The organism is Streptomyces sp. NPDC004542, from assembly GCF_040610035.1.
Taxonomy (GTDB): domain Bacteria; phylum Actinomycetota; class Actinomycetes; order Streptomycetales; family Streptomycetaceae; genus Streptomyces.
The window spans coordinates 1-19,431 of the sequence record NZ_JBEXLP010000042.1 but is presented as its reverse complement, the minus strand read 5'-3'; the positions used below and the strand labels follow the sequence as shown (position 1 = coordinate 19,431).

The 19,431-nt window shown below is 69.9% G+C and carries 21 protein-coding genes and 1 pseudogene; 21 read left to right on the top strand and 1 reads right to left on the bottom strand.

Going from position 1 to position 19,431, the window contains the following annotated elements; genetic code table 11:
- The first annotated feature begins 31 nt into the window (after positions 1-31).
- From rpsE to ABZX30_RS22535, 18 genes and pseudogenes are all read left to right on the top strand, one after another.
- A complete protein-coding gene (gene rpsE, locus ABZX30_RS22620; RefSeq protein ID WP_030860989.1) occupies positions 32-637 on the top strand; it encodes a 30S ribosomal protein S5 in 606 nt (201 codons plus the stop codon).
- 2 nt (positions 638-639) lie between these two features.
- Positions 640-822 carry a 50S ribosomal protein L30 gene (rpmD, locus tag ABZX30_RS22615; protein WP_003974250.1) on the top strand — a complete coding sequence of 61 codons (183 nt, stop codon included), beginning with the start codon at positions 640-642 and terminating at the stop codon, positions 820-822.
- Between the two features lie 2 nt (positions 823-824).
- On the top strand, positions 825-1,280 hold the full coding sequence (rplO, locus tag ABZX30_RS22610; RefSeq protein ID WP_006140897.1) for a 50S ribosomal protein L15: 456 nt from the start codon (positions 825-827) through the stop codon (positions 1,278-1,280).
- A gap of 232 nt (positions 1,281-1,512) precedes the next feature.
- Positions 1,513-2,826 carry a preprotein translocase subunit SecY gene (gene secY, locus ABZX30_RS22605; RefSeq protein ID WP_355936085.1) on the top strand — a complete coding sequence of 438 codons (1,314 nt, stop codon included), beginning with the start codon at positions 1,513-1,515 and terminating at the stop codon, positions 2,824-2,826.
- Positions 2,826-3,491, top strand: coding sequence for an adenylate kinase (locus tag ABZX30_RS22600; RefSeq protein WP_355936083.1), 666 nt, complete (start codon positions 2,826-2,828; stop codon positions 3,489-3,491). The genes secY and ABZX30_RS22600 overlap by 1 nt, the downstream gene beginning before the upstream one ends.
- Before the next feature lie 99 nt (positions 3,492-3,590).
- The gene (map, locus tag ABZX30_RS22595; RefSeq protein ID WP_355936081.1) at positions 3,591-4,427 is read left to right on the top strand and encodes a type I methionyl aminopeptidase; all 837 of its coding nucleotides are present in this window, start codon (positions 3,591-3,593) and stop codon (positions 4,425-4,427) included.
- A gap of 341 nt (positions 4,428-4,768) precedes the next feature.
- Entirely contained in the window at positions 4,769-4,990 is a 222-nt protein-coding gene (gene infA / locus ABZX30_RS22590) for a translation initiation factor IF-1 (RefSeq protein WP_003948620.1), read from the top strand.
- Positions 4,991-5,049: 59 nt separating this feature from the next.
- On the top strand, positions 5,050-5,163 hold the full coding sequence (gene rpmJ / locus ABZX30_RS22585; protein ID WP_003998809.1) for a 50S ribosomal protein L36: 114 nt from the start codon (positions 5,050-5,052) through the stop codon (positions 5,161-5,163).
- Between the two features lie 190 nt (positions 5,164-5,353).
- Positions 5,354-5,734, top strand: coding sequence for a 30S ribosomal protein S13 (rpsM, locus tag ABZX30_RS22580; RefSeq protein WP_004984507.1), 381 nt, complete (start codon positions 5,354-5,356; stop codon positions 5,732-5,734).
- Positions 5,735-5,798: 64 nt separating this feature from the next.
- Entirely contained in the window at positions 5,799-6,203 is a 405-nt protein-coding gene (rpsK, locus tag ABZX30_RS22575) for a 30S ribosomal protein S11 (RefSeq protein ID WP_003956432.1), read from the top strand.
- 144 nt (positions 6,204-6,347) lie between these two features.
- Positions 6,348-7,370, top strand: coding sequence for a DNA-directed RNA polymerase subunit alpha (locus ABZX30_RS22570; RefSeq protein ID WP_003966937.1), 1,023 nt, complete (start codon positions 6,348-6,350; stop codon positions 7,368-7,370).
- A gap of 117 nt (positions 7,371-7,487) precedes the next feature.
- Positions 7,488-8,021, top strand: a complete 534-nt coding sequence (gene rplQ, locus ABZX30_RS22565; RefSeq protein ID WP_355936079.1) for a 50S ribosomal protein L17 — start codon at positions 7,488-7,490, stop codon at positions 8,019-8,021.
- 74 nt (positions 8,022-8,095) lie between these two features.
- Positions 8,096-8,950 carry a tRNA pseudouridine(38-40) synthase TruA gene (gene truA / locus ABZX30_RS22560; protein ID WP_355936077.1) on the top strand — a complete coding sequence of 285 codons (855 nt, stop codon included), beginning with the start codon at positions 8,096-8,098 and terminating at the stop codon, positions 8,948-8,950.
- Positions 8,951-9,095: 145 nt separating this feature from the next.
- Positions 9,096-10,679: a cellulose synthase catalytic subunit gene (locus ABZX30_RS22555; RefSeq protein WP_355936075.1), complete on the top strand. Its 1,584-nt coding sequence runs from the start codon at positions 9,096-9,098 to the stop codon at positions 10,677-10,679.
- Positions 10,676-11,698, top strand: a complete 1,023-nt coding sequence (locus tag ABZX30_RS22550) for a glycosyl hydrolase (RefSeq protein WP_355936073.1) — start codon at positions 10,676-10,678, stop codon at positions 11,696-11,698. The genes ABZX30_RS22555 and ABZX30_RS22550 overlap by 4 nt, the downstream gene beginning before the upstream one ends.
- Positions 11,695-13,491 (top strand): glycosyltransferase family 39 protein, encoded by a 1,797-nt coding sequence (locus ABZX30_RS22545; RefSeq protein ID WP_355936071.1) that lies wholly within the window; start codon positions 11,695-11,697, stop codon positions 13,489-13,491. Before ABZX30_RS22550 ends, ABZX30_RS22545 begins: the two co-directional genes overlap by 4 nt.
- Positions 13,488-15,095, top strand: coding sequence for a glycosyltransferase family 39 protein (locus tag ABZX30_RS22540; protein WP_355936068.1), 1,608 nt, complete (start codon positions 13,488-13,490; stop codon positions 15,093-15,095). The genes ABZX30_RS22545 and ABZX30_RS22540 overlap by 4 nt, the downstream gene beginning before the upstream one ends.
- Before the next feature lie 67 nt (positions 15,096-15,162).
- Positions 15,163-15,326: pseudogene (locus tag ABZX30_RS22535) on the top strand (polyprenol monophosphomannose synthase); the annotation flags it as partial.
- 15 nt (positions 15,327-15,341) lie between these two features.
- Here the strand turns inward: ABZX30_RS22535 and ABZX30_RS22530 are convergent.
- Complete coding sequence (locus ABZX30_RS22530; RefSeq protein WP_355936066.1) at positions 15,342-16,217, bottom strand: hypothetical protein; 876 nt, start codon at positions 16,215-16,217, stop codon at positions 15,342-15,344.
- A 565-nt stretch (positions 16,218-16,782) separates the two neighbouring features.
- Here ABZX30_RS22530 and rplM point away from each other — a divergent pair.
- The 3 genes from rplM (at position 16,783) to glmM (ending at position 19,313) form a co-directional block, all read left to right on the top strand.
- Positions 16,783-17,226, top strand: coding sequence for a 50S ribosomal protein L13 (gene rplM, locus ABZX30_RS22525; protein WP_014674395.1), 444 nt, complete (start codon positions 16,783-16,785; stop codon positions 17,224-17,226).
- Between the two features lie 42 nt (positions 17,227-17,268).
- A complete protein-coding gene (rpsI, locus tag ABZX30_RS22520; protein ID WP_103812805.1) occupies positions 17,269-17,781 on the top strand; it encodes a 30S ribosomal protein S9 in 513 nt (170 codons plus the stop codon).
- Positions 17,782-17,954: 173 nt separating this feature from the next.
- Complete coding sequence (glmM, locus tag ABZX30_RS22515; RefSeq protein WP_355936062.1) at positions 17,955-19,313, top strand: phosphoglucosamine mutase; 1,359 nt, start codon at positions 17,955-17,957, stop codon at positions 19,311-19,313.
- Positions 19,314-19,431 lie beyond the last annotated feature (118 nt).

Below are 19,431 nucleotides of genomic sequence, written 5' to 3'. Positions count from 1 at the left end.
TAGCTAGCGGAAACAGAGAGAGGTAATTCCAATGGCTGGACCCCAGCGCCGCGGTGGCGGTGCCGGTGGCGGCGAGCGGCGGGACCGGAAGGGCCGTGACGGCGGCGCTGCTGCCGCCGAGAAGACCGCGTACGTCGAGCGCGTCGTCGCGATCAACCGTGTCGCCAAGGTTGTGAAGGGTGGTCGTCGCTTCAGCTTCACCGCGCTGGTCGTGGTGGGCGACGGTGACGGCACCGTGGGTGTCGGTTACGGCAAGGCCAAGGAGGTGCCGGCCGCCATCGCCAAGGGTGTTGAGGAGGCCAAGAAGCACTTCTTCAAGGTCCCCCGGATCCAGGGCACCATCCCGCACCCCATCCAGGGTGAGAAGGCGGCCGGCGTCGTGCTGCTCAAGCCCGCGTCCCCCGGTACCGGTGTGATCGCCGGTGGTCCGGTGCGTGCCGTGCTCGAGTGCGCCGGTATCCACGACGTGCTGTCGAAGTCGCTCGGCTCCGACAACGCGATCAACATCGTGCACGCGACCGTGGCGGCCCTGAAGGGTCTGCAGCGTCCCGAGGAGATCGCGGCCCGCCGTGGTCTGCCGCTCGAGGACGTCGCTCCCGCGGCCCTGCTGCGTGCGCGTGCCGGGGCGGGTGTGTGATCATGGCGCAGCTCAAGATCACGCAGGTGAAGTCCTACATCGGCAGCAAGCAGAACCACCGTGACACCCTGCGCTCCCTTGGTCTCAAGGGCATCAACACGCAGGTCGTCAAGGAGGACCGCCCCGAGTTCCGCGGCATGGTGCACACCGTCCGCCACCTCGTGACGGTCGAGGAGGTCGACTGATCATGGCGGAGAACAACCCGCTCAAGATCCACAACCTCCGTCCCGCCCCGGGCGCCAAGACCGCCAAGACCCGTGTCGGTCGTGGTGAGGCGTCGAAGGGTAAGACGGCCGGTCGTGGTACCAAGGGCACGAAGGCCCGCTACCAGGTTCCGGAGCGCTTCGAGGGTGGCCAGATGCCGCTCCACATGCGTCTCCCGAAGCTGAAGGGCTTCAAGAACCCGTTCAAGACCGAGTACCAGGTCGTGAACCTCGACAAGCTGGCCGCGCTCTACCCCGAGGGTGGCGAGGTCACCGTCGAGGGCCTGGTGGCCAAGGGCGCCGTTCGCAAGAACAGCCTCGTCAAGGTCCTCGGCCAGGGCGAGGTCTCCGTGGCGCTGCAGGTGACGGTCGACGCCGTCTCCGGCTCCGCCAAGGAGAAGATCACCGCCGCCGGCGGTACGGTCACCGAGCTCGTCTGATCCCGTCAGGCGCCTCGATGACGTGAGCGAAATCCCGACCGGGGATACCCCACATTTTGGGGTATCCCCGGTTGGTCGTTCCGAGGGGGCGGTCTCGCCGGTAAGGTGGCCTGCACTGCCTACTTTCACTGGGTGCTCACCTCGGGCACTCTGAGCGGCAGTTGACCGTTACGTATTTGTCGAACCTCAGACTCACCCTTGACGCAGTTGCGCGGGGGTCGCAGGAGGCACCGTGCTCACCGCGTTCGCCCGGGCGTTCAGGACGCCCGACCTGCGCAAGAAGCTGCTCTTCACGCTGGGCATCATCGTGGTGTACCGGGTCGGTACCCACATCCCGATCCCCGGCGTCAATTACCAGGCCGTCCAGCAGTGCGTCAAAGAGGCGTCCGGCAACCAGGGCCTGTTCGGTCTGGTCAACATGTTCAGCGGTGGCGCGCTGCTCCAGATCACGATCTTCGCGCTCGGGATCATGCCGTACATCACGGCGAGCATCATCCTCCAGCTGCTGACCGTGGTCATCCCGCGCCTCGAAGCCCTCAAGAAGGAGGGCCAGGCGGGTACCACGAAGATCACGCAGTACACCCGCTACCTGACCGTGGCCCTCGCCATCCTCCAGGGCACCGGCCTGGTGGCCACCGCTCGCAGCGGCGCCCTGTTCAACGGCTGCTCCGTCGCCACGGGCATCGTCCCGGACCGGGCCATCTTCACCACCATCACGATGGTCGTCTGCATGACCGCCGGTACGGCCGTCGTCATGTGGCTCGGTGAGCTCATCACCGACCGCGGCATCGGCAACGGCATGTCCATCCTGATGTTCATCTCGATCGCGGCGACCTTCCCGTCCGCGCTGTGGGCCATCAAGAAGCAGGGCACCCTGGCGGGCGGCTGGATCGAGTTCGGCACCGTGATCCTGGTGGGCCTGGTCATGGTCGGCCTGGTGGTCTTCGTCGAGCAGGCCCAGCGCCGCGTCCCCGTGCAGTACGCCAAGCGCATGATCGGCCGTCGCTCGTACGGCGGTACGTCCACCTACATCCCCTTGAAGGTGAACCAGGCGGGTGTGATTCCCGTCATCTTCGCCTCGTCCCTGCTCTACATCCCGGCCCTGGTGGCGCAGTTCTCCGGCGGCAACTCGGGCTGGAAGCAGTGGGTGCAGCAGAACCTGACCAAGGGTGATCACCCGCTTTACATCACTTTGTACTTCTTGCTCATCGTGTTCTTCGCGTTCTTCTATGTGGCGATCTCCTTCAACCCCGAGGAAGTCGCCGACAACATGAAGAAGTATGGTGGCTTCATCCCGGGCATCCGGGCTGGCCGACCGACCGCTGAGTACCTCAGCTACGTGCTCAACCGGATCACCTGGCCGGGTTCGCTGTATCTGGGTCTGATCGCTCTCGTACCGACAATGGCGTTGGTCGGCTTCGGCGCAAGCCAGAACTTCCCGTTCGGCGGGACCAGCATCCTGATCATCGTGGGTGTGGGTCTGGAGACGGTGAAGCAGATCGAGAGCCAGCTCCAGCAGCGCAATTACGAAGGGTTCCTCCGCTGATGCGAATCGTCCTCGTCGGGCCGCCGGGTGCCGGTAAGGGAACGCAGGCAGTGCGCCTCGCCGAGAAGCTGCGCATCCCGCACATCTCCACGGGTGACCTGTTCCGCGCCAACATCAGCCAGCAGACGGAGCTCGGGAAACTCGCGAAGTCCTACATGGACGCCGGCAACCTCGTCCCGGACGAGGTCACCATCGCCATGGCCAAGGACCGCATGGAGCAGCCGGACGCCGAGGGCGGCTTCCTGCTGGACGGCTTCCCGCGCAACGTCTCCCAGGCCGAGGCGCTGGACGAGCTGCTCGAGACCGAGGGCATCAAGCTGGAAGCGGTGCTCGACCTGGAAGTACCCGAGGACGAGGTCGTGAAGCGGATCGCCGGCCGGCGGATCTGCCGCAAGGACTCCTCCCACGTCTTCCACGTGACGTACAGCCCGCCGAAGCAGGAGGGTGTCTGCGACGTGTGCGGCGGTGAGCTGTACCAGCGCGACGACGACTCCGAGGAGACGGTCCGCAAGCGGCTGGAGGTGTACCACACGCAGACCGAGCCGATCATCGACTACTACAAGGCTCAGGGGCTGGTCCGTACGATCTCCTCGCTGGGCCCGGTGGACGAGGTCACCGAGCGCGCGATGGACGCCCTCAAGCGCGAGAAGGCCGAGAAGAAGTAGTTCGCGGTCCTTCCGGCCGCGGCGCCCTGGCGGGTGCCGCGGCCGTACTGTTGTACAGGTAACCGAGCCGACGTGAGTGACGGAGAGCGCAGGCCCCCCATGGTGCAGATCAAGACCCCGGAGCAGATCGCCAAGATGCGTGCGGCGGGGCTGGTCGTCGCCGCGATCCACGCGGCCACCCGGGAGGCCGCGGTGCCCGGGGCGACCACCAAGGACCTGGACGAGGTCGCGCGGAAGGTGCTCGCCGAGCACAACGCCAAGCCGAACTTCCTCGGCTACGGCGGTTTCCCGGCGACGATCTGCACCTCGGTGAACGAGGTCGTCGTGCACGGCATCCCCTCCGACGACGTCGTCCTCAAGGACGGCGACATCATCTCCATCGACTGCGGCGCGATCGTCGACGGCTGGCACGGTGACGCGGCCTACACCGCCTTCGTCGGCTCCGGTCACGCGCCGGAGCTGGTCGAGCTCTCCCGGGTCACGGAGGAGTCGATGTGGGCCGGCATCGCGGCGATGAAGCAGGGCGGCCGCCTGGTCGACGTCTCGCGGGCGATCGAGACGTACATCCGCCGCCAGCCGAAGCCCGGTGGCGGCCGCTACGGCATCATCGAGGACTACGGCGGCCACGGCATCGGCACCGAGATGCACATGGACCCGCACCTGCTGAACTACGTCGACCGCCGCCGGGGCAAGGGCCCCAAGCTGGTCCCCGGCTTCTGCCTGGCCATTGAGCCCATGGTGTCCCTGGGCACCCCCAGGACCGAGGTCCTCTCCGACGACTGGACGGTCATCACCACCGACGGCACCTGGTCCTCCCACTGGGAGCACTCCGTCGCCCTGACGGAAGAGGGCCCCCTCGTCCTCACGGCCCCCGACGGCGGCAAGGCCAAGCTGGCCGAGCACGGCATCACGGCGGCCCCGGACCCGCTCGCCTGACGGCGGCCCCGGACCCGCTCGCCTGACGGCGGCCCCGGACCCGCTCGCCTGACGGCGGGTCCGGCCTGACGCCTCCCGGCGCCCTCCGGCGGACACGGGCGCAGCCGTTTGAAGCACGGCAGACGCCCCGGGCGCCGGTCCCGGCGGCGCGGCCGACGCGTGCGTCATCGGCCGGGCACTTCGTGCATACCGATCCCGGGCGCCGGGCAGACTCTCTCGATTCGTGTTTCCGGGTGCGCTGACGTAGACTGACTCGTCGGCTCTCGTGCACCCGCATGTCCGCATGCGCCCGCAAGGGAAGCAGGAGAGTCGATCAAGGTAGTCGATTCGAAGGGCGAAGCGTGGCCAAGAAGCAAGGTGCCATCGAGATCGAGGGCACTGTCGTCGAGTCTCTGCCGAACGCCATGTTCAAGGTCGAGCTCCAGAACGGCCACCAGGTCCTGGCACACATCAGCGGCAAGATGCGTATGCACTACATCCGCATCCTCCCTGACGACCGGGTCGTGGTGGAGTTGTCTCCGTACGACCTGACGCGTGGCCGGATCGTCTACCGGTACAAGTAGATCTTGCCCGCGCCCCGGGCCCGCCCGGAGCGATGGCACTGACCCGGAGAACCTCACCAATGAAGGTCAAGCCGAGCGTCAAGAAGATCTGCGACAAGTGCAGGGTGATCCGCCGTCACGGCCGGGTCATGGTCATCTGCGAGAACCCGCGCCACAAGCAGCGCCAGGGCTGACGCACGACCGATCCCTCTGCACCCGACGCAGAGATTCGCGCGACGCAAGCTGAATTTGTTCATACGCAGGGCCCGAGCCGGTCACGGCTCGACACCCCCGGTTCGGAGGCCGGGGACCCAGTTCGTACCTAGTACGGCGGCTGGGAGCCGGTCCTGCCGAAGACCTCCGAAGATCACCAGGAGCCATTGAATGGCACGCGTTTCCGGTGTTGACATCCCGCGCGAAAAGCGCGTGGAGATCGCCCTCACCTACGTGTTCGGCATCGGCCGGACGCTTTCGCAGCAGACGCTGGCAGCCACCGGCGTCGACCCGAACACCCGCGTTCGCGACCTCTCCGAGGAGCAGCTCGTCGCGATCCGCGAGTACGTCGACAACAACATCAAGACCGAGGGTGACCTCCGTCGCGAGATCCAGGCCGACATCCGCCGCAAGGTCGAGATCGGCACGTACCAGGGTCTGCGTCACCGCCGCGGCCTGCCGGTCCGCGGTCAGCGCACCAGCACCAACGCCCGTACCCGCAAGGGCCCGCGTCGCGCCATCGCCGGCAAGAAGAAGCCGGGCAAGAAGTAGTCCTCAGCGGACGCCTGTCCACGGTCTTCGCTGCAGGACCGACCACCTCCCGTAGGAGTTATAGATGCCCCCCAAGGGTCGTCAGGGCGCTGCCAAGAAGGTGCGCCGCAAGGAAAAGAAGAACGTCGCTCACGGCCACGCGCACATCAAGAGCACGTTCAACAACACGATCGTCTCGATCACGGACCCGTCCGGCAACGTGATCTCCTGGGCCTCCGCCGGCCACGTCGGCTTCAAGGGCTCCCGGAAGTCCACGCCGTTCGCCGCGCAGATGGCCGCCGAGTCGGCTGCCCGCCGCGCCCAGGAGCACGGCATGCGCAAGGTCGACGTGTTCGTCAAGGGTCCGGGCTCCGGTCGTGAGACCGCGATCCGCTCCCTGCAGGCCACGGGCCTCGAGGTCGGCTCCATCCAGGACGTCACCCCGACCCCGCACAACGGCTGCCGTCCGCCGAAGCGCCGTCGCGTCTGACGTCGCTTCGCAGGGTTGGCCGGGCGGCACGGCTCCGTAAGGGGCGTGCCGCCCGTACCCTTGCAGTACCCGCACTTCTCAAGGGTGCGGTTTCCGTCGGGCGTCAAATAGCGGGCGTCCACGAAAGAAGGATCTGATCCACACATGCTGATCGCTCAGCGCCCCTCGTTGACCGAAGAGGTCGTCGACGAGTTCCGCTCCCGGTTCGTGATCGAGCCGCTGGAGCCGGGCTTCGGCTACACCCTCGGCAACTCCCTCCGCCGCACCCTCCTGTCGTCGATCCCCGGTGCCGCTGTCACCAGCATCCGCATCGACGGCGTCCTGCACGAGTTCACCACCGTGCCGGGCGTCAAGGAGGACGTCACCGACCTGATCCTCAACATCAAGCAGCTGGTCGTCTCCTCGGAGCACGACGAGCCCGTCGTGATGTACCTGCGCAAGCAGGGCCCGGGTCTGGTCACCGCCGCCGACATCGCGCCCCCGGCCGGTGTCGAGGTGCACAACCCCGACCTGGTCCTCGCCACGCTCAACGGCAAGGGCAAGCTCGAGATGGAGCTGACGGTCGAGCGTGGCCGCGGTTACGTCTCCGCCGTGCAGAACAAGCAGGTGGGCCAGGAGATCGGCCGTATCCCGGTCGACTCCATCTACAGCCCCGTGCTGAAGGTCACGTACAAGGTCGAGGCCACGCGTGTCGAGCAGCGCACCGACTTCGACAAGCTGATCGTCGACGTCGAGACCAAGCAGGCGATGCGTCCCCGTGACGCCATGGCCTCCGCCGGCAAGACCCTGGTCGAGCTGTTCGGTCTCGCCCGCGAGCTGAACATCGACGCCGAGGGCATCGACATGGGCCCGTCCCCCACGGACGCCGCCCTGGCCGCCGACCTCGCGCTGCCGATCGAGGAGCTGGAGCTCACGGTCCGCTCCTACAACTGCCTCAAGCGTGAGGGCATCCACTCCGTGGGTGAGCTCGTGGCGCGCTCCGAGGCCGACCTGCTGGACATCCGCAACTTCGGTGCGAAGTCCATCGACGAGGTCAAGGCGAAGCTGGCCGGCATGGGCCTGGCCCTCAAGGACAGCCCGCCCGGATTCGACCCGACCGCTGCCGCGGACGCCTTCGGCGCCGACGACGACGCGGACGCGGGCTTCGTGGAGACCGAGCAGTACTGATCTCCACCACCTCCGGGGTCCGCGGCAGCGGACCCCGGATCTCCGACAGGCGACCGCCTGCTCGGATACTGACCCCGGTACCTGATACGGCCGGGGCAGACACACAGGAGAAGAACCATGCCGAAGCCCACCAAGGGTGCCCGTCTGGGCGGCAGCGCCGCGCACGAGAAGCTGCTCCTCGCGAACCTCGCGAAGTCGCTGTTCGAGCACGGCCGCATCACCACCACCGAGGCGAAGGCCCGCCGCCTGCGCCCGTACGCCGAGCGTCTGGTCACCAAGGCGAAGAAGGGCGACCTTCACAACCGCCGCCAGGTGCTCCAGGTCATCACGGACAAGAGCGTCGTCCACACGCTCTTCACCGAGATCGGCCCGCGCTACGAGAACCGTCCGGGTGGCTACACCCGCATCACCAAGATCGGTAACCGCCGTGGCGACAACGCGCCCATGGCCGTCATCGAGCTGGTCGAGGCGCTGACGGTGGCGCAGCAGGCGACCGGTGAGGCCGAGGCCGCCACCAAGCGTGCGGTCAAGGAGGCCGACGAGGCCAAGGTCGAGGAGACCAAGGCCGAGGACGCCACCGAGGCTCCGGCCGAGGAGGCCGCTGCCGAGCCCGCCGCGGAAGCGGCCGACGAAAGCACGAAGGACGCCTGAGGCTCCGCCTCGCACCGAACGGGCCTACCCCCCAGGGGGCGGGCCCGTTCCGCGTTCCCTGAGAGGATCCAGGAGTGAGTGACGAAGTACAGCCCGGTTGCGTCCGTGTCCGCCTCGACCTGTCCTACGACGGCTCGGACTTCCACGGCTGGGCCAAGCAGGCCGGGGGCCGGCGGACCGTGCAGGGCGAGATCGAGGACGCCCTGCGTACGGTGACGCGGTCCCGGGAGACGTACGAGCTGACCGTGGCCGGGCGTACGGACGCCGGGGTGCACGCGCGCGGGCAGGTCGCCCATGTCGATCTGCCCGGGGAGGTGTGGGCCGAGCACCACGGGAAGCTGCTCAAGCGGCTCGCCGGGCGCCTGCCCAGGGACGTGCGGGTGTGGGCGCTCAGGGAGGCGCCCGGCGGCTTCCACGCCCGCTTCTCCGCGATCTGGCGCCGCTACGCCTACCGCGTCACCGACAACCCCGGCGGGGTCGACCCGGTGCTGCGGGGACACGTCCTGTGGCACGACTGGCCGCTGGACGTCGACGCCATGAACGAGGCCGCCCGCCGGCTCCTCGGTGAGCACGACTTCGCCGCGTACTGCAAGAAGCGCGAGGGCGCGACCACGATCCGCACGCTCCAGGAGCTGTGGCTCGACAAGGGCGCCGACGGGATCATCACCGCGACCGTCCGTGCGGACGCCTTCTGCCACAACATGGTGCGCTCGCTCATCGGCGCGCTGCTGTTCGTGGGGGACGGGCACCGCCCGCCGGACTGGCCGGGGAAGGTGCTCGCGGCCGGGGTGCGGGACTCGGCGGTGCACGTCGTGCGGCCGCACGGGCTGACCCTCGAGGAGGTCGGCTACCCCGCGGACGAGCTGCTGGCCGCGCGGAGCAGGGAGGCGCGGAACAAGCGGTCGCTGCCCGGAGCCGGCTGCTGCTGAGGCCGTGCAACCGTCCTGTAACACGACTGTTCGGACTTACCTCCCGTAACCCGGTTATGCTTTCCCAGTACGGTCAAAGATTCGATTAGGTGCGGTCCGGGCATCGGTGAGGGTAACGGGCTTACCGGCCCGGGGAGTTCGCGAGATGAGTAGTGCCGTCGGGGATGCGCGCGCCGCGCAGCATCGCAGACGCAGACGGATCGCCGAGAGCCACGGACTGCTCCCGCAACCGCCGGACGACGCGGAGAAGTACGCGTACGTGCGCCGCCATCTGTCCGTGCTGATGGCCGGCTCGCTGGTCAGCTTCGCCTGTCTCGCCGTGAGCCAGGTGCTGTTCACGGCGTCGAGCCCGTGGTTCTGGCTGACCACGCCGCTGCTGGCGCTCGTCGTCGCGGACTACCTCATCTCCCTGTACCTGGACGGCCTGAGCAAGGACTTCGACCTGAAGGCGCACAAGGCGCTGGTGGCCGGCTGGCGGCCGGCCGCCCACCCGAGCGTCGACGTCTTCCTGCCGGTGTGCGGGGAGCCGCTGGAGGTGCTGCACAACACCTGGGTGCACGTGAACCGGCTCGCGGGGACCTATCGCGGTGAAGTGAACGTGTACGTGCTCGACGACGCCGCCGACTCCGAGGTGGGGGCCATGGCGCGCGACTTCGGCTTCCGGTACGTGGTGCGGCCCGACCGGGGCTGGTTCAAGAAGGCGGGCAACCTGCACCACGCCTTCGGGATCACCGGCGGTGAGCACATCCTCATCCTGGACGCCGACTTCGCGCCGCGCGCCGACCTGCTCGACGAACTGCTGCCGTACCTGGACGCCGACGAACGCGTGGGGATCGTGCAGTCCCCGCAGTTCTTCCGGATCACCGACCGGCAGAACTGGATCGAGCGCGGTGCCGGTGCCGTCCAGGAGCAGTTCTACCGCTCCGTGCAGACCTCCCGTGAGGGCAAGGACGGCTCGATCTGTGTCGGCTCGTGCGCGGTGTACCGGCGCTCGGCCCTCGCGCAGATCGGCGGCATCACGCTGGTCGAGCACTCCGAGGACATGTACACCGGCTTCGACCTGCGGGCCCTGGGCTGGAAGCTGCGCTACGTCCCGGTGGCGCTGTCGACGGGGGTCTGCCCGGACACGGCCGGCGCCTTCCACAACCAGCAGTACCGCTGGTGCATGGGCTCGCTGGAACTGCTCACCGGCAGAAGGTTCTGGGAACTGGACCTGAGGTTCCAGACACGGCTGTGCTACGTCTCCGGTTTCCTCTACTACCTCCAGACCGCCCTCGCGACCTTCGTCACGCCGCTCATCCCGCTCGCGCTGCTGGTCCTGCGCCCCGATCTGCTGCGCGCCGAGAACTCGCTGTGGGTGCTGCCGAGTGTGGCCTACGTGACCCTGCTGCTGCCGCTGTGGCACCGGGCGCCGTACCGGCTGGAGGCGTGGGCGGTGCGGTTGATGTACGGCTGGTCGCACGTGTTCGCCGTCTGGGACGTGCTGCGCGGCCGGCCGATGGGCTGGAAGCCCACCGGTTCGCAGGGCGCCAAGAAGAACGGGATGCGGCGCTACTGGACCGGAATGATCGTGTGGACCGGCGGGACGGCGGTGCTGTGGGTGCTGATCGCGGCCTGGCGCATGCTCACGCTGTATCCGCCGGACTTCGCCCTGATGCTGTCCGCGGGCCTGTTCTACGCCCTGGTCGTCGGGCGCGTGCTCGTGCGGCCCCGGGAGCGGACCGCATGACGCGCCGGATCGCCGCGACGGCGGCGTTGCTGCTCGCCTGCGCGCTCCTCGCGGGCTGCGCCACCTTCTCCGCGAAGGGCCGGGCGCAGTACGAGCAGGCCCGGGGCGGGGCGGCCGACCCCAGTGTGGCGGCCGTGGAGTCGGCGAAGCCCGCCGCCCCGTACGACGTGCTGCCGCTGCTGGTGCCGGCCGGGCGGAAGAAGTACCTGGGCCTGGCGGCCAGGGGCGCTCCCGCGAGCATGAAGAACGTCGAGGCGTTCGCGAAGACCGCCGGCAAGAAGCCCAACGTGGTCGAGTTCTACTCCGCCTGGGGCGACCGGTACGAGACGCGGTCCGTGCGCAACGCCTGGCGCTACGGAGCGCTCGCGTACATCGCCTGGGAGCCCTTCGAGAAGAGCCTGAAGGAGATCGCGGCGGGCGGGAGCGACGCGTACATCCGCGCCTACGCGCGTGCCGTCAGGGACCTCGACCTGCCGGTGGCGATCAGCTTCGGGCACGAGATGAACGGCTTCTGGTACCCGTGGGGGACGAAGAAGGCCACCGCCGCGCAGTTCGTCGCCGCGTTCCGGCACGTCCACGAGGTCTTCGACGAGGTGGGTGCCACCCAGGTCATCTGGGTGTGGAGCCCGAACGTCGTCAACCCCATGCCCGACGTCCGCCTGAAGCCGTACTGGCCGGGTGACGAGTACGTCGACTGGGTGGGTGTCATCGGTTACTACGCCGCCCACGGACCCGCCACCTTCGACACCCTGTACGGGCCGACCATGGACCAGGTCCGCGCCTTCACACGCAAACCGGTGATCATCGCGGAGACGGCCGCCGAGGCCGGTCCGCGCAAGCCCGCGGACATCACCGACCTCTTCCGGGGCACGGCCGCGCACGACGACGTGATCGGTTTCGTGTGGTTCGACTTCGACAAGGAGGCGGACTGGCGAGTCACCAGCGGATCAGCCTCTGCTGAAACGTTCCGCCAACAGGCCGCCGGCCGCCGCTTCGGATTCGACGTGACCAAGCCATGAGCAGTTTCCAGCCACTTCCGTGGGACCAGCAGGCCCAGGGCCAGGAGCCGTACGACCGCGAGGCATACGCCCAGCAGCCGTACGAGCAGCTGTACGGGCACCAGGCGTACCCGTGGCCGCAGGGGCCGTACCCGCAGCCCGCCGGGCAGGCGCTCCCGGAGTACTACGAGACGTACCCCTACGACCCGTACGCCGACCCCCCACCGGAGCCCGCACCGCATCCGGTCGCGCTCGCACCCGACCCCGCGCCGGAGCCCCGGCCCGGCTACCGGCTGCCCGCCGTCCCCGAGGCCTCCTGGGCCGTGGACACCCGCCGCGGCAAGCTGCTCGGACGCGGCGTGCTGCTGGTGCTGCTGCTCGTACAGGCCGGGCTGTCACTGCGGCTGCACGGGACCGCGTTCGAGGACGAGGCCCTGTACGTGGCGTCCGGGCACTACGAACTGGACAACCTGCTGCACGGCACGCGGCTGCCCGCCGACTTCGCGGGCTACTTCTCGGGCCACCCGAAGCTGTACCCGGTGCTCGCGGCCGTCGTGGACTCCCGGCTCGGACTGACCGGGGTCCGGATCCTCAGCCTGCTGTTCATGCTGGGCGCCACGGGGCTGCTGTACGCCACGACCAGGCGGCTGTTCAACCTGCGGGCGGCCCTCGGCGCGGCCGCGCTGTTCTCCGTCGTGCAGTCGACGACGGTGCTCGGCAACTTCGCCACCTACGACGCGGCCGCGATCTTCCTGCTGGCGCTGTCGATGTACGCGGTGGTGCGCACCGACCGGATGAGATCGGCCGCCGTCCTGCTCGCCGCGCCGCCCGCCGCGCTGGCCGTCGCGGTGAAGTACGCCTCCGGCCTGTACCTGCCGACCCTGGTGGTGCTCGCGGTGGTCACCGCCCACCGCCACCGCGGGCCCAGGGCCCTGGGCCGGGGGACCGTGCTGGGAGCGGGCACCGCGGCCCTGCTGGGTGCCGGCTACTCCCTGTCCGGGCCGCTGGGCGGGATCGGCTCCACCACCACCGGCCGCGCGCACGGCACCGATTCCGCCATGACCCTGCTGTGGGACAGCGGCCAGTGGGGCGGCCTGCTCTTCCTCGCGGCACTCGGCGGCTCCGTCGCGTACGTGCTGCGCGGGCGCATGGGCGAGATGCCGTGGATCGGCGGTACCACCACCCCGGGGCGCCGGCGGCGTGCCGCGCTCGGGCTGACGCTCACCGGGACCGCGCTGCTGGCTCCCGCGTACCAGGTCCACCTCCAGACCGAGGTCTCCCTCTTCAAGCACGTCGGTTTCGGCCTGCTCTTCGCCGCGCCCATGGCGGGCCTGGGCATGGCCCGCCTGGTCGGCCCGCACTTCCGGCACCCGCAGCTCGGCATCATGCTGTACGTCCTCACGCTGGTGTTCGGCATGGTGCAGGCGCAGCGGGTGTACAGCTTCCCGGACTCCTCCCGGCTCACCGCCTATCTGCGCAACGTCGTCGACCGCACGGGCCACTACCTGGCCGTGGAGCAGGAGGTACCCGCGTACTACCTGCGCGACGTCACCGGCTGGAACCAGTGGCAGAACCCCTACTACATGGACTACCGGGGCAAGGACGGCAGGCAGTACGGCGGACCGGACGCCTTCCGGCAGGCGGTGCGCGACGGACGCTTCGACGCGATCGTCATGCGCGCCGGCGTGACGCCCGACACGTACCGGGCGGTCAAGGAGGGGCTCGAGAACAACGCCCACTACCGGCTGGCCGCCGTGCTGCCGTTCACGACGAGCAACGGTGACGACGCCTACCGGGTCTGGGTCAGGCGATGAGCGGTACGACGGCCGGGTACGCCCCCGACCCGCCCGAGGCCGCCCCCGCCGGGCGGCGCGCCCGGCGGGAGGCCGAGCGGCGCGCGGGTGCCCGGGGCGGGCGCCTCGCGGCCCTGCTGGTCTTCCTGCCGCCCGCGGCCGCCGCCCTGGCGGTGGTCCTGCGCGGGATCGGCGAACGGCAGCTGTGGCGGGACGAGCACGCCACCTGGTGGGCGGCGACGCTCTCCCTCCACGACCTGAGCCTGCTGATCCGCACCGAGGACGTGGTCCGCACCCCGTACTACGTGCTGATGCACGCCTGGATCGCCGTCGCCGGGGACTCGCCGACCGCCATGCGGCTCCCGGCCGCGCTGGCCATGGCCTCCGCGGCCGGGCTGACCGCCCTCCTCGGGCGGCGTCTGTTCACCACGCGAACCGGGCTCCTCGCCGGCTTCGCGTTCGCCGTCGTGCCCTCGGTGACGCGCTACGGCCAGGAGATCCTGCCGTACGCCTTCGCGGTGGCCGCCGTTCTTCTGTCGACCCTGCTGCTCGCCAGGGCGCTGCGACAGCCCGGCCTCAAGGTGTGGGCCGGCTACGCCCTGACCGTGCCGTTGATCGGCTGGAGCGATCTGACCGCGGTCACGGTGCTCGGCGCACACCTGGCGATGGTGCTGGCCGCCCGGCGCTCCGGCGACCGGATCGCGGGCTGGGCCTACACGGCGGCCGTCGTGCCGGGCCTGTGCTTCGTCATCCCGACGGCCGTCCAGGGGGCGGGACAGGGCACGCCGGGCGCGGTGCGCGGTCCCGGCGCCGGGACGTTCCCGGAGGACCTCTTCGGGTCGTGGGCGGTGGCCGTGCCGGTGCTGGCTCTGGGCCTGACCGGCCTGTGCTTCGCCGGCCGGCACGCGCTCCCGGCCATCGTGTGGATCGCACTGCCTCCGCTGGCGGCCTGCGTGACCGCGCCGGAGCAGCGTCTCCCGCTGCCGGCGGGCCCGCTGCTGTGCACCGTTCCCGCCTGGCTGCTGCTCGCGGCGGTCGCCGTGGGCCGGCTCGCCGGGCCGGTCGCCGGACCGCGGGCCGGGGCGGGGGCGGCGGCCCGGCGGGGCATGGGCTGGGTGCTCGCCGCGGCGGCGGTCGCCGGACTCACCTGGCAGGCGCTGCCCGGTCTTCGCGAGGCCCGCGCGGACCAGCGGGGAGAGCCCGACTTCCGGGGCGCGGCACGGATCGTCGAGGCCGGGCAGCGCACGGGTGACGGGGTCGTGTTCAGCGGGGTGACGGCGGCGCGGCGGGCCATGGCCTACGAGCTGCGTGACGACCCGGGCCGCCCGCGGGACGTGCTCATGTACCGCACGCCGCAGCGGCTGGGCTCGTACGATGCGCAGGAGTGCCCGCGCCCCGCGACGTGCCTGGCGAGGGCGCGCCGGCTGTGGCTGGTGTCCCCGTCCGGTGGTCAGCCGCTGAGCGGCATGCCCAAGGCGACCGCCCGGACGATCCGGAGGGACTTCCGGACGGTGAGCACCCGGGAGCTGACCGGCCTGCGGCTCCTGCTGCTGGAGCGGACGCGCGGGACGAGCGGCGACCCGGCCGGCAAGGAGGACCCGGCCCGCCGCAAGGTGCACGTCTGAGCGTGGCGCACGGCCGCCGGGGAGCAGAGGTGCGTACGGTCGTCCCGGGGCCGGTGTCCGGTCGGCGAGCTTCCAGGTGGAGCTGAAGTACGAGGCCGTGCGGGCGGGGCAGCGCGCCGTCGAGGTCCCGATCCACTTCGAGGAGGGCACGGAGGGCGTCTCGAAGACGACCCTGCGCCGCAGCTGGAGTCGGCGGTGGTACCGATCAGGCTGCGCCTGAGATGGCGGTGACGGCCGGCTGCCGGGCTACTGGGCCGCCGCGGAGGCCTGTGCCTCGCCCCGGCGGCGGATCTGCCGGAAGGTGAACTCGGCCAGGTCGTCACCGGTCCGGAAGACCGTGGTGTCCTTCGTGGTCACGTTCTTGCCGTTGGTGAATCCGGCGATCGTGAAGTAGGCGTAGCGGCCGAGGGTGTTGGTCGTGGAGCGGCAGACGGCTGCGTTGCAGAACGCCTTGACGCCCCCGCCCGCCAGCGACTTCACGATGCTCTTGGTGTCGGCCTCGCCCTTGGCCTTGGTGGCCTTGGCCTCGGTGTCGAAGACGGCGACGCCGACGGTCACCGCGACATCGTCCTTGACGTAGCTCACCCGCAGCAGCCGGGTGCAGCCGTTGGCGGTGAGCACCTTGGGGAGGGTGCCGCCGGCGGCCGAGGCGCAGTTCGTGGTGTCGGCCGTGGGGCCCTTCTTGTAGACCGTCTCGCCCATGGTCAGCTGGGTGCCGGGGAAGAGCGTCTCGGCGCTGAGCGGGGCCTTGTCCTTCGTCGCGCTGGCTATGAAGTCCTTCGGGTCCAGCGGCGGCGGGGCGCTGGTGGGCTCGAAGGACGGCGCCGGTGCGGAGTCGCTGGGCAGCGAGGCGCTCGCGGGCAGGTTGGACGGCTGGTTCGAGGCGTTGTCGTCCCCGTTCGCCGACATGACGCCCATGGCGACGGCGGTGCCGATCGCCACGGTGGCGGCCACGCCGCCGCCGATGAACAGCACCTTGCGCCGCTTGTTCCGCGTCTCCGAGGCCTCGGCGAGCGCGGCCCAGTCCGGGGTCTGGCCGCCACCGCCGCTGTTCCAGGGCTGCTGCGAGTTCGGTTTCCAGGGATCCCACTGGGACTGGGGTCCCCCCTGCCCATAGCTCATGGGGGAGCATCTTAGACGGGCGGCGGGGGGTGCTGGTGCGGCTCTACCAGGTGCGATAGGGCACCTTTCGGCGCAACTCCACGCACGACCGGCTCGGTCGCGGGGCCTTGTTTTCCCTCCCCGGGCTCCGCCTCCGGCGCGGGGGTTTCCTGCCCTGGCCAGCCGTTTCGGCGGGCTGGGAGGTCGCCGGCCCTGGCCCCGGGGGGTTTCCCACCCACCCGCTCGCGCGGGCCGACGGGGACGTGGCCCACCCTGGGGCTCCGCCCCAGCCCGTTCGGGGGCGGCAGCCCCGTGGTGGGGGCGCCTACACTGGGGGTGAGAACCGGCGGAGCCGCGCGGTGGCGGGCGGGGCCGTTTTGACCCCGGTGCCGCGCCGCGGGTATCCTGCCTGTTCGTTGTGTATTGGCTTGCTCATTCTCACGGGACGGGCCCTTACACCGGTCCACCGGGCCGATGACCAGCGACCCCACGTACGCGGTATGCGTCGCCGCCGTGCGGTCTAGGCTGTCGTGATCGTTTCGGTGACCTGTTCAGGACCATTCACTCGAAGCGAAGGCTACGAACCGTGCGTACGTACAGCCCCAAGCCCGGCGATGTGACGCGCCAGTGGCACGTCATCGACGCTCAGGACGTTGTCCTGGGTCGTCTCGCCACCACCGCAGCGACCCTTCTCCGGGGCAAGCACAAGCCGATCTACGCGCCGCACGTCGACGCTGGTGACTTCGTCATCATCATCAACGCCGACAAGGTGCACCTCTCCGGCAACAAGCGGACCCAGAAGATGGCGTACCGCCACTCCGGCTACCCGGGTGGTCTGCGCTCCGTCCGCTACGACGAGCTCCTCGACAAGAACCCCGAGAAGGCCATCGAGAAGGCCGTCAAGGGCATGCTCCCCAAGAACTCCCTGGGCCGTCAGATGCTCTCGAAGCTGAAGGTCTACAAGGGTGACCAGCACCCGCACGCCGCCCAGCAGCCGGTGCCGTTCGAGATCACCCAGGTCGCGCAGTAAGTCCGGCCACCCCCTAAGACTGAACAGAATCTGAGGAGAATCGTGGCCGAGACCACTGCCGAGCAGCCGCTCGAAGAGCTTGACATCGACAGCTACACCACCGAGTCCGAGGTTCCGGTGGAGGGTGAGTACACCTCCGAGTCCCTCGCCTCGCGCTTCGGTGAGCCCCAGCCCGCCGCCGGCCTGGGCCGCCGCAAGAACGCCATCGCCCGCGTCCGGATCGTCCCGGGCACCGGCAAGTGGAAGATCAACGGTCGCACCCTCGAGGACTACTTCCCGAACAAGGTGCACCAGCAGGAAGTGAACGAGCCCTTCAAGGTGCTCGAGCTCGAGGGCCGCTACGACGTCATCGCCCGCATCGCGGGTGGCGGTGTCTCCGGTCAGGCCGGTGCGCTCCGTCTCGGTGTCGCCCGCGCGCTGAACGAGGCCGACGTCGACAACAACCGTGGCCCGCTCAAGAAGGCCGGCTTCCTCAAGCGCGACGACCGCGCGGTCGAGCGCAAGAAGGCCGGTCTGAAGAAGGCCCGCAAGGCCCCGCAGTACAGCAAGCGCTAACCAGCAGCTGCCTGCTCGTACTCCGAACGCCCCGGCGGCACGCCACATGTGCCGTCGGGGCGTTCGTTTATTCCAGCCAACGGCGTATAACGACACAAGACGCTCAAAGGCTAGTGTGACCGGATGTTCAGGCGGCGACCGCCATCGCAACTGACGCTTCCTCAGGAGGACAAGTGGGACGACTCTTCGGCACGGACGGTGTGCGCGGCGTCGCCAACGCGGATCTGACCGCCGAGATGGCGCTCGGCCTCTCCGTCGCCGCGGCGCACGTACTGGCCGAGGCGGGCACCTTCGAGGGGCACAGGCCGAAGGCGGTGGTCGGACGGGACCCGCGTGCGTCCGGGGAGTTCCTGGAGGCCGCCGTGGTCGCCGGCCTCGCGAGCGCCGGCGTGGACGTCCTGAGCGTCGGCGTGCTGCCGACGCCCGCGGTGGCGTACCTCACCGGGGCGCTCGGCGCCGACCTCGGTGTCATGCTCTCCGCCAGCCACAACGCCATGCCCGACAACGGCATCAAGTTCTTCGCCCGCGGCGGCCACAAGCTCGCCGACGAGCTGGAGGACCGGATCGAGGCCGTGTACGACGCCCACCGCCACGGCGAGCCCTGGGAGCGGCCGACGGGCGCCGGGGTGGGACGCGTACGGCCGTACGACGAGGGGGGTGAGCAGTACGTGAGCCACCTGCTGGGCGTGCTCCCGAACCGCCTCGACGGGCTGAAGATCGTCCTCGACGAGGCGCACGGCGCCGCCGCCCGCGTCTCGCCCGAGGCCTTCGCGCGGGCCGGTGCCGAGGTCGTCACGATCGGCGCCGAGCCGGACGGCCTGAACATCAACGACGGCTGTGGCTCCACCCACCTCGGCACACTCAAGGCCGCCGTCGTCGAACACGGCGCCGACCTCGGCATCGCCCACGACGGTGACGCCGACCGCTGCCTCGCCGTGGACCACACCGGCGAGGAGATCGACGGCGACCAGATCCTGGCCGTGCTCGCGCTGGCGATGCGGGAGCGTTCCGCACTGCGCTCCGACACCGTCGTCGCGACCGTGATGTCGAACCTGGGCTTCAAGCTGGCCATGGAGCGCGAGGGCATCCGCCTCGTGCAGACGGCTGTCGGCGACCGGTACGTCCTGGAGGAGATGAAGGAGCACGACTTCGCCCTCGGCGGCGAGCAGTCCGGCCACGTCATCATCCTCGACCACGCCACCACCGGCGACGGCACCCTGACCGGCCTGCTGCTCGCCGCCCGCGTCGCGCAGACCGGCCGCACGCTCCGGGACCTCGGCTCGGTCATGGAACGGCTGCCGCAGGTGCTGATCAACGTGCCCGACGTCGACAAGTCCCGGGTGAAGACCTCCGCCGACCTCGCCGCCGCGGTCGCCGAGGCCGAGCGGGAGCTGGGCTCGACCGGCCGCGTACTGCTCCGGTCGTCGGGCACGGAGCCGCTGGTGCGCGTGATGGTCGAGGCCGCCGACATCGACCAGGCCCGCTCGGTCGCCGGCCGGCTGGCCGACGCGGTGAAGTCGGCGCTCGGCTAGCTAGTGCTGTGGCCGGAAAGGTGTGCCGGGAAGCTCGCGGCGTCCGGTGCGGTGCCTCGCAAGGCGGAGCATCGCCCGCGTACTGGACGTACTCGGGTGATGCGACAACGCGGCGGTG